The sequence below is a fragment of the Cupriavidus sp. FW305-F7 genome (assembly GCF_058782875.1).
Genome location: NZ_JBYSYC010000097.1, coordinates 1 through 8,321 on the forward strand (window position 1 = coordinate 1; position 8,321 = coordinate 8,321).

The 8,321-nt window shown below is 61.5% G+C and carries 8 protein-coding genes; all 8 read right to left on the reverse strand.

Going from position 1 to position 8,321, the window contains the following annotated elements; translation table 11 throughout:
* Window positions 1–1,199 (reverse strand): xanthine dehydrogenase family protein molybdopterin-binding subunit (locus AC3WL8_RS39310; RefSeq protein ID WP_492380197.1); only part of this gene is annotated, 1,199 nt, incomplete at its 3' end.
* 331 nt (window positions 1,200–1,530) lie between these two features.
* Window positions 1,531–2,328 carry an alpha/beta fold hydrolase gene (locus tag AC3WL8_RS39315; protein ID WP_492380198.1) on the reverse strand — a complete coding sequence of 266 codons (798 nt, stop codon included), beginning with the start codon at window positions 2,326–2,328 and terminating at the stop codon, window positions 1,531–1,533.
* A gap of 90 nt (window positions 2,329–2,418) precedes the next feature.
* A complete protein-coding gene (locus AC3WL8_RS39320) occupies window positions 2,419–3,228 on the reverse strand; it encodes a MarR family winged helix-turn-helix transcriptional regulator (RefSeq protein ID WP_492380199.1) in 810 nt (269 codons plus the stop codon).
* Window positions 3,225–3,887 carry a 3-isopropylmalate dehydratase small subunit gene (gene leuD, locus AC3WL8_RS39325; protein WP_492380203.1) on the reverse strand — a complete coding sequence of 221 codons (663 nt, stop codon included), beginning with the start codon at window positions 3,885–3,887 and terminating at the stop codon, window positions 3,225–3,227. Before leuD ends, AC3WL8_RS39320 begins: the two co-directional genes overlap by 4 nt.
* A 2-nt stretch (window positions 3,888–3,889) precedes the next feature.
* Entirely contained in the window at window positions 3,890–5,329 is a 1,440-nt protein-coding gene (leuC, locus tag AC3WL8_RS39330) for a 3-isopropylmalate dehydratase large subunit (RefSeq protein WP_492380204.1), read from the reverse strand.
* A gap of 177 nt (window positions 5,330–5,506) precedes the next feature.
* Window positions 5,507–6,406 (reverse strand): isocitrate lyase/PEP mutase family protein, encoded by a 900-nt coding sequence (locus tag AC3WL8_RS39335; RefSeq protein WP_492380200.1) that lies wholly within the window; start codon window positions 6,404–6,406, stop codon window positions 5,507–5,509.
* A gap of 123 nt (window positions 6,407–6,529) precedes the next feature.
* Window positions 6,530–7,552 carry a 2,5-dihydroxypyridine 5,6-dioxygenase NicX family protein gene (locus tag AC3WL8_RS39340; protein ID WP_492380201.1) on the reverse strand — a complete coding sequence of 341 codons (1,023 nt, stop codon included), beginning with the start codon at window positions 7,550–7,552 and terminating at the stop codon, window positions 6,530–6,532.
* A 52-nt stretch (window positions 7,553–7,604) separates the two neighbouring features.
* Window positions 7,605–8,249 carry an isochorismatase family protein gene (locus tag AC3WL8_RS39345; protein WP_492380202.1) on the reverse strand — a complete coding sequence of 215 codons (645 nt, stop codon included), beginning with the start codon at window positions 8,247–8,249 and terminating at the stop codon, window positions 7,605–7,607.
* Window positions 8,250–8,321 lie beyond the last annotated feature (72 nt).

The window sequence follows — 8,321 nt, forward strand, 5'->3', positions numbered from 1 at the left end:
ATTTCGACCGGGTCGATCTTGAGCTGCTCTGCCGCCCTGGTCAGCAGGCTTTCCATCGCAAAGGTGCAAATCGGCGCTGCGACGCCCCGGTACGACGCGGTAGGCGCCGTGTTGGTCACCACGGAGACGGCGTCGTAGGCATAGTACGGAACCTTGTAGGGCCCCATCATGTGATGCCCGGCACCCGCGGCGTCCAGACCCGCAGTTGTTACCCACAAGGGGTAAGCACCGACATTGACGACAGGCCGGTTACGCACCGCGAGGATCATTCCCTGGTCATCCACAGCTAGTTCGACGCGGAACTGGAAGTCGCGCCCGTGCATCAGCGCGAGATCCTCCTGCCGGTCCTGCACCCACTTGACCGGCCGGCCCAGTTGGCGCGAAATCGCTGCGCCGGCGACGACCTCAGGGTGCGTTACCGTCTTGAGCCCAAAGCTTCCGCCGACGTCCGGCGAGATGATCCGCACGTTCTTCTCAGGTAAGCCCAGAGCGTCGGCCACCTCCCATCGCTCCTTGTGTGGCAAATGTGCGGTCGACCACAAGGTGAGCTTGTTCTGACCCTTGTCGAAGCTGGCCAGAAAGCCGCGTGTTTCCATGGCAACCCCGGACAAGCGGGTGCTGGAAAATGTATCGGCGAAGACGTGCGCTGCCTGAGCAAATGCCTCGTCGGTCCCTGGGACCGAATACTTGGCCTCGAACACGACATTGCCAGGAAGATAGTCATACAAGCGCTGACCGTCTTCACTCAGCGCTTCCGCGATCGACACCACGGTTGGCAATGCTTCGTAATCGACCTCTATGAGCTCGAGCGCGTCCTCGACCACGTAGGGGTCGGTAGCGACCACCGCCGCGACTGGCTCGCCCACGTAGCGCACCCGGTCCAGCGCCATGTTATAGCGCAGCAGCTTCTTGTCCCCCGGTACCGGCGTTGCCATGGGCTGCGTCCAGCCCGCGAGGTCGGTGCCGGTGATGACTGCGGTGACGCCCTTCAGCGCCCTGGCGCCGTCCGCGTTGATGGAACGGACCATGGCATGTGCATAAGAACTGCGCAGGAATCCAATGTAGAGAAGGCCCGATGGCTCGGGCAAATCATCAATGTACCGCCCCTGGCCGCGCAGAAGACGCTCGTCTTCGCGTCGCGGGACGGCTGTGCCGACGTAGCGGCTTTGAATGCCTGCAGTTACGGTTGGATTACTCATATCGTTCACCGATGGTCAATGTTCAGGGCGTCTGGCTACGGCTGGATTGCACGGACGAGGCTGTGGTAGCCGGTGCGCCGGCTTTGCCTTGATGGACCTTGCATGGCGCAGCATCGAGGTTGAAGTATGCTAGCACATAAATATACGTTTCGTATGTTTTGTAACTACCCTACGTATATATTTGCACGCTCGCAATACACCGCTAACCAACGCTGCCAACCCACGAATGGCAGGCGCAAAGTCCAGCCCACGGGGACCGCGTTTGCAGTCGTGCCAGCCGTCCTCGCGGGCATGAGATAGCATTAGAGCAATGATGATCGGAAAGTAATGGCTAATCAGCGAGGAAGTGCTGCACCGAGGAAACAAAGGCTTCCAGGCAATCCCATGGAATCATATGACCGGCGCCATCAATGCGCTCCTTCCGACAGTCTTTCATCGCCCCCGTGATTTCATCTGCGTCCTCTTTCGACACCGTCCCCCCCTTCTCCGCATACAGCAACAGGGTCTCGGCGGCGATGTCCGGCAGGTCACGATGGATGTCCTCTTCGTGGAATGATTTGTGCGACTCGATAATGGCCGTGCGGTCACACGTCGGCAGCCACTCCATGCGCAGTTCGAGTTGCTCATCGCTCCAGGGCAGGCCAACCTTCATCTCGTCATAACCCAGTCCACGGCCCACGGCATCAAGAGAATCGAGGTAGAAACTGAGCGGGATCGGATAAGGCCGACGGCCAGGTCCCGAGACCGGCGGATCAGCCAGAATGAGCTTGCCGATCCTCGACGGGTAGCGAGCGGCAAGACGCACTGCAATGCGAGCGCCCATGGAGTGACCGAGGACTGCCGGTGCCTCTAGCCCTACCTCCCGGATGAAGCCCTCAATGTCCGCGGCATAGTCGTCCAGGCGATAGCCAAGCTCGGCGCCGCCCTGAGACAGCCCTCGGCCGCGGAGATCCATGACGTAGACGTCGCAGAACGCCGCCAATCGTTCGGCTACGAACTCCCATGTCGCAGCCGGACTCGTGATGCCGGGCAACAAGACCAACGGCGCCTGGCCACGGCCGAACCTCACGTAGTGCAAGCGTACACCATTGACCGCCACGTGTCGGCCCTGTCGCATCGTATCTGTCATTCTTGCTCCCGGAGTTTGGAAGCCGCGAGCGCGGCATGGTGATCACGGCATCCCTCAGCGCACTCAAGACTGCTTCGCTGCAGTGGCATATCAAGTCTCCCTGGGAAAAATGTTCATAGAGTGGTCCGGAACCGCGCCCGATACGGCTTGGCAGCGCAACTGGTTCTGGCCCGGGCGTCGGCGCTCCCTTGCTCCCGCCTCCATATACATACGTTTCATATCTATATCCGGCATAATGGGACTGCTTGCCCTGACCAGTTGGCTCAGGGCAGCCGGCTTCGGTTGGCTGGCATCCGCTTTCGTATTCTTTCCGGTGCGCTTGACTGCGTTGGCTTTCAATTCCGGATTCTGCAGCAAGGGCAGGGCGCGCTCACTGTTTGCCGTCACCTGCTCGAGAAACTTGGAGGCCGCCAGCAGAGATTGGCGGGAAACGCCATCGAACATGGCATCGTTGAACTGCTGGCGGATCGGAGCAATGCAATCCATGGCCTTCTCGCCCTTTCGGGTGAGCAGCAACAGCACGCTTCGGCCGTCGGCGCTGTTTGGATGCTTCTCGACAAGCCCTTTTTTTATGAGGGCGCCGGCTTGCGTCGTAACGTGGGTGGAGGCCATCAGCGCGTAGTGCGCGATATCGCGCACCGTGGCGCCACCCTTGCCCCGGGAGTGGGCGATCGCCAGCAGGATCACATACTGGTTGCCGGTCAAGTCGATCTCGCGAGCGACGACCTCGGGAAACATGACCAGGCGGTCCGCAAACATCCTTGCGAGGAACAGCACATGGCGAAACTTCTCGTCATTGCCGTCCACAAGCATCGCCGCATGAGAGATGGAAGTCGCGGGCTCGAAGCTGGGTCGCGCCTGATCGGCTGCCTTGATAGTGCTGCGGGCAGGTTCTTTCATATCGCTACCGGAGAGGCCATGTTGAAAGTATGAAGCTCCGGCACTGTAGCCGCGCCTGGCCAGGCCCATGGTCGACTCATCCTGTCGGCGGCTTGCCATGCGCGTATCCGTGCCACATCGGTCAGCGTAAGTCCGATCTCGTCTAACCCGTGCAGCATCATCTCGCGCCGCCGTGCGTCGACCGAGAACGGTGCCACCCGGCCATCTGGCGCAGTAATGCTACACGCCTGCAAATCGACGCTCAGCGGCTCGCCCTGAGCGCATTGCGCCGCAAGATCCTGAACCACATCCATCGGCAGGCGGAGTGGCAGCACGCCATTCTGGAAGCAATTTGCGTAGAAGATGTCGCCGAAGCTTGGCGCGATGACACAGCGCAGGCCGGCGCCCTGCAGCGCCCACACGGCATGCTCGCGCGATGAGCCGCAGCCAAAGTTCGGTCCGGCAAGAAGTATGGGCGCGCCGCGGAAAGCAGGCTGGTTCAGTATGAAAGAAGGATCTTCACTGCCATCCGGAAGGTAGCGCAGGACTTCCATGGCATAACGACCCAGTTCCTTCCTCGACGACATCGTCAGATGCTCGATGCGGATAATGACATCGGTATCGATATTGGCCCGCAGCAGCGGTGCGGCCGGCCCGGTGACGACGGTAAATGGCTGCATGGTCATACGGTGGCTCTCCCGGCCTGCGGCCCTTGTGCAGGCGCCTGTTTCAGGGTTCTCACATCGACAATATGGCCCGCAATCGCCGCCGCCGCCGCCATTGCAGGGCTGGCCAGGTGCGTGCGCGCGTTGGGCCCCTGGCGGCCGATGAAGTTACGATTGGAGGTGGACACCGAGCGGCGGCCGGGCGGTACCTGCTCGCCGTTAGCCGCAACACACATGCTGCAGCCGGGTTCTCGCCACTGGAAGCCTGCCGCTTCGAAGACCTCGCGCAGACCCTCGGCTTCGCCAGCGCGGCGCGTGAGCTCAGACCCTGGCACGACCCAGGCAGTCACGCCAGGCGCGACCCGGCGTCCGCGCACGACATCGGCTGCGGCGCGCAAGTCCGAAAGACGCGAATTGGCACAGGAACCAATGAAGACCCAGTCCACCGGTGTCCCTGCGATCGGCGCATTGGCGGTGAGCCCCATGTACTCCAGCGCCAGCGCATAGGATTTGCGCAAATGCTCGGGTGCGGAGTGCGGATCCGGGATAACGCCATCGACCGCTATGGACTGGTCGGGACTTACGCCCCATGTGATCGTAGGCGCAACTTCCGCGACGTCGATGATTTCCTCGCGATCGAATACCGCGTCCTCATCGCTGACCAACAAGCGCCATTGGGCTGCGGCCACCTCGAACGCCTCGCCTTGCGGCGCAAACGGCCGTCCGCGCAGCCAGGCAATGGTCTTGTCATCTGGCGCCACAATGCCGCAGCGGGCCCCTAGTTCGACGCTCAGATTGCACAAGGTCAACCTCGCTTCAATGTCCAGTTCGCGCACCGCACTACCGGTGTACTCAATGGCATAACCGACGCCCGCTGTGGCGCCGAGCGTCTTCAGGATGTGTAGGGCCAGGTCTTTTGCTGACACGCCAACAGCGAGCGCACCTTCGCAGCAAACGCGCATCCGCTTTGGCTTCTGCTGGCGCAACGTCTGCGTGGCCAGGACATGCACGACCTCGGATGAGCCGACGCCGAAAGCCAGAGCCCCCAGCCCGCCGTTGGTGCAGGTATGGCTGTCACCGCAGATCACGGTAAGACCAGGCAGGACCACACCCAGTTCCGGCGCCATGACGTGGACGATCCCCTGTCCGGGCTGGCCGATGTCGAACAGGCGGACCTGGTTTTGCTTGGTGCGGTCGCGCAGTCCGTTGTACAGACGGCTGCCTTCGGCATAAGTGTTGCCAGTGCGTCCCGGCTGGCTCGACACCACATGATCCGGCGTGGCGAAGACGAGTTCCGGATTGCACACTGGCAAGTCACGAGCATCGAGTTCCGCAAGCGCCGGAGCGCCATTGAGATCATGGACAAGATGCCGGTCGACATGAAGCAATGCCCACCCTTCGCCCAGATCGCTGATGACATGAGCGTCCCAGATCTTGTCGAACAATGTCCTTCCCATCATGCATGGCCCCACGTGACTGGCCTGGAACCTGTCTCGAGGTCAGTTGTTTGCTTCATTGCTATTACCTCCTTACGGCCGTCGGCGGGCGGCATGTCATGCTGGCGGCCGATGCCATTGCCCTCGCAGTTGCCACGCTTGTACCGAACTGCCTGCTGCTTGCGTGAAAAGTCGCCACTACTCCTGAGCATGATTGCGGTCGAAATCAGCGACCCAATCAAAGCCCATCAGCGCAGAGAACTTCTGGAACTCATAGAGGGGCGTATCAAGCCCAACGGTGGACCCGTCCTCCCGGATCTTCCGGAACACGCTGCCCATGGCCGCTCCGGCCGCCAGGAAAGCGGTCGCGGGGAAAATGGCCAGCCCGTAGCCCAGAGATTGCAGCTCATCGCGACTCAGGACCGGCGTGCGCCCGCCTTCTACCATGTTGGCCACCAATGGCACGTCGAAGCTGCGACCAATGCGCTCCATCTCTTCGACCGACTCCGGGCTTTCAATGAACAGCAGGTCGGCGCCGGCCTTTGCATATAGCTCGCCGCGGCGCAGCGCCTCGTCAAGGCCGAGTGTGGTGCGCGCATCGGTGCGCGCGATAATGAGGAAGTTGGGGTCGTCCCGGGTCTCGGCCGCAACACGGATCTTGTCAGCCATGGCTTCTGCCGGGATCACCCGTCGGCCCAGCATATGGCCGCATTTCTTCGGAAACTCCTGATCTTCCAACTGGATCGCGCTGGCGCCCGCGGCCTCATAGCCGCGTACCGTGTGCATGACGTTGAGCAAGCCTCCGTAACCGGTATCCGCATCGCAAATCATGGGCGTGTCGGTCACGCTGACAAACTGCTGTACGCGGTTGACCATGTCGGTGTAGCTGGCAAGGCCCGCGTCCGGCAAGCCGAGGTAGGAGGCGACCGTGCCGTAGCCGGTCATGTACAGCGCCTCGAAGCCGATACTGTCGGCCAACTTTGCCGACACCATCTCAAAAACGCCGGGAGCCGACAGCACACGCTTGTCGCGCAGGCGGGCCGCCAGTCTGGCGCGGCGATCCGCGCCGCGACTTTGGAATCGTGTTCCTTCTTTCATGCAATAGCCTCTATGAGCATGGAGTGTGTCGCCATCATCTCCCGGCTTACAACGCACCGGGCAATGAGGTCCAACGCATGACCGCCACGGACGAGCGCCGGTACGCGGCGCCGCCCATGCGATTCAGATTGCCGGCCCAACCACCTCGCCGTCGCGCACCACCGTGTAGCCATCCAGGGTCAGTGTGCAGCCCAGCATCGGCATGTCGAAATGCGCGATGGTGTGCCGGCTCCCGCCCGCCTCCGTGTTCGGACCTGTGGAGAACATGATGTTCCCCGCGAACGATCGCGGATCCGTGCCGACGCTTGACGGCTGCTTCTTCAAGGCTTCCCAATCCGCCCTGGGGTCCACCCCCCAACCGATATGTGACACGGCATAAGCTTCCGGATCGTTGAACGACGCCATCTGCTCGCGAAGCCGCACGGCCTCTTCCTCGCCATCGATGCTGCGAATGTATCCATCGCGAATGGTGAGCGTGATGGGCGATTCGAGATACCGATTAAGGGGCCATACAAAGTCCCCCTGGTTCAGCACCACTCGCCCGTTTGTCGCGCCCTCGTCAGGCCACGTATAGAGGAAGGCGGAGGGCCAATGGTCCCAGCGTCCCGGGGTATCCGTGTAACCGTATTGGGTGATTACCGGGTATTGGCCCAGCTTCATCTCCACGTCGGTTCCCGCCGGCGAGGTGATGCGCAGCGTCCGGGCGCCCTTGAGCACCTCCTCGCTCGCCTCGATCTGGCGTCGCAGTGCGTCCGTCGGCGGCCGGCTTGCAAGGATCTCCGGCGGTTCGACCACAAGCAGCATGCGTGTGCCGGCGTTCAGGATTTCGACTTGCTCCGGAGAATGCAGAAGCAGCAGCAGGTCGACCACGAAATCAGCCTGCTTCAACGTCTCCATGGCGAGCTTTTGTCCCGTGACCGGCGTCAGCCCGACGTACGAACCTTCCTCCGCGCCCACCCTGGCCCGCGAGGCAGGCATGTGCATACGGAATCCTTGCGCGCCCAGATTGGTGATAGCCTGCATGGCGGCATCTGCCATCGCCGCCGGAGTGCGCTCACCCGACAAGACGATAGCCGTCTCAGATTCATCCAACTTACAGCGCCGAAACTCCTCCTGAAACAGCGCGACCAGCTTTTCCTGCTGCATATCAGATTTCTCCTGCTAGGTTACGAATGCAATCGATGCATACCTGTCACGATCACCGGGCCCGCACCTGCGTCAGGTACGCCATTGCTTCTTCCTCGCCAATGACGTCTGCGTACTTGGCGTTCATGTCGTAAAGATTGGCTTCCTGGATATCCGGATGTCGGTCTCCCACCGCTTCACGGACGACCATGGGCCGGAATCCATGTGAGATCGCGTCGACGCAGGTCGCCCGTACGCAGCCGCTGGTCGAGACCCCGGCAAGCAGCACCGTATCCACGCCCAACGTCGTCAACGCCGGCGCGAGCGCCGTACCGAAGAACGCGCTTGCATACCGCTTCCAGATGACGATATCGGAGGGTTCGGCTTCCAGTCCCGGAGGCAAGTCTCCCAGCGGATTGCCGGGTTCGAACGAAAGCAGCGAGTGTCGGATCTTCTCGAAGAAGACCCCGCCGCCGACACCATCCTTCTGCACTTCGAGGCGAGTGAGCACCACCGGAATGCCGGCGCGATGCGCCGCTGCCTTCAGCCGGATCGACGCCGCAAGGCTTGGCTCGAACAACGGGTGGTATAGCGGCGAACCTTCCACGAAGTACGCCTGTACCAGGTCGATCAGCACGAGCGCTGGCGTCTTGCCGAAGCCCAGCTTGGTGTTGAAGCCGGTGTTGGCATAGTTCGTGTCCAAAGCAAATTTGTCCATGTCTGGCTCCGTGTCCTCAGTGACGTGTGGTGCTGCCGTAGATCGTATTTAACTACATTCGGTAGAAAAAAT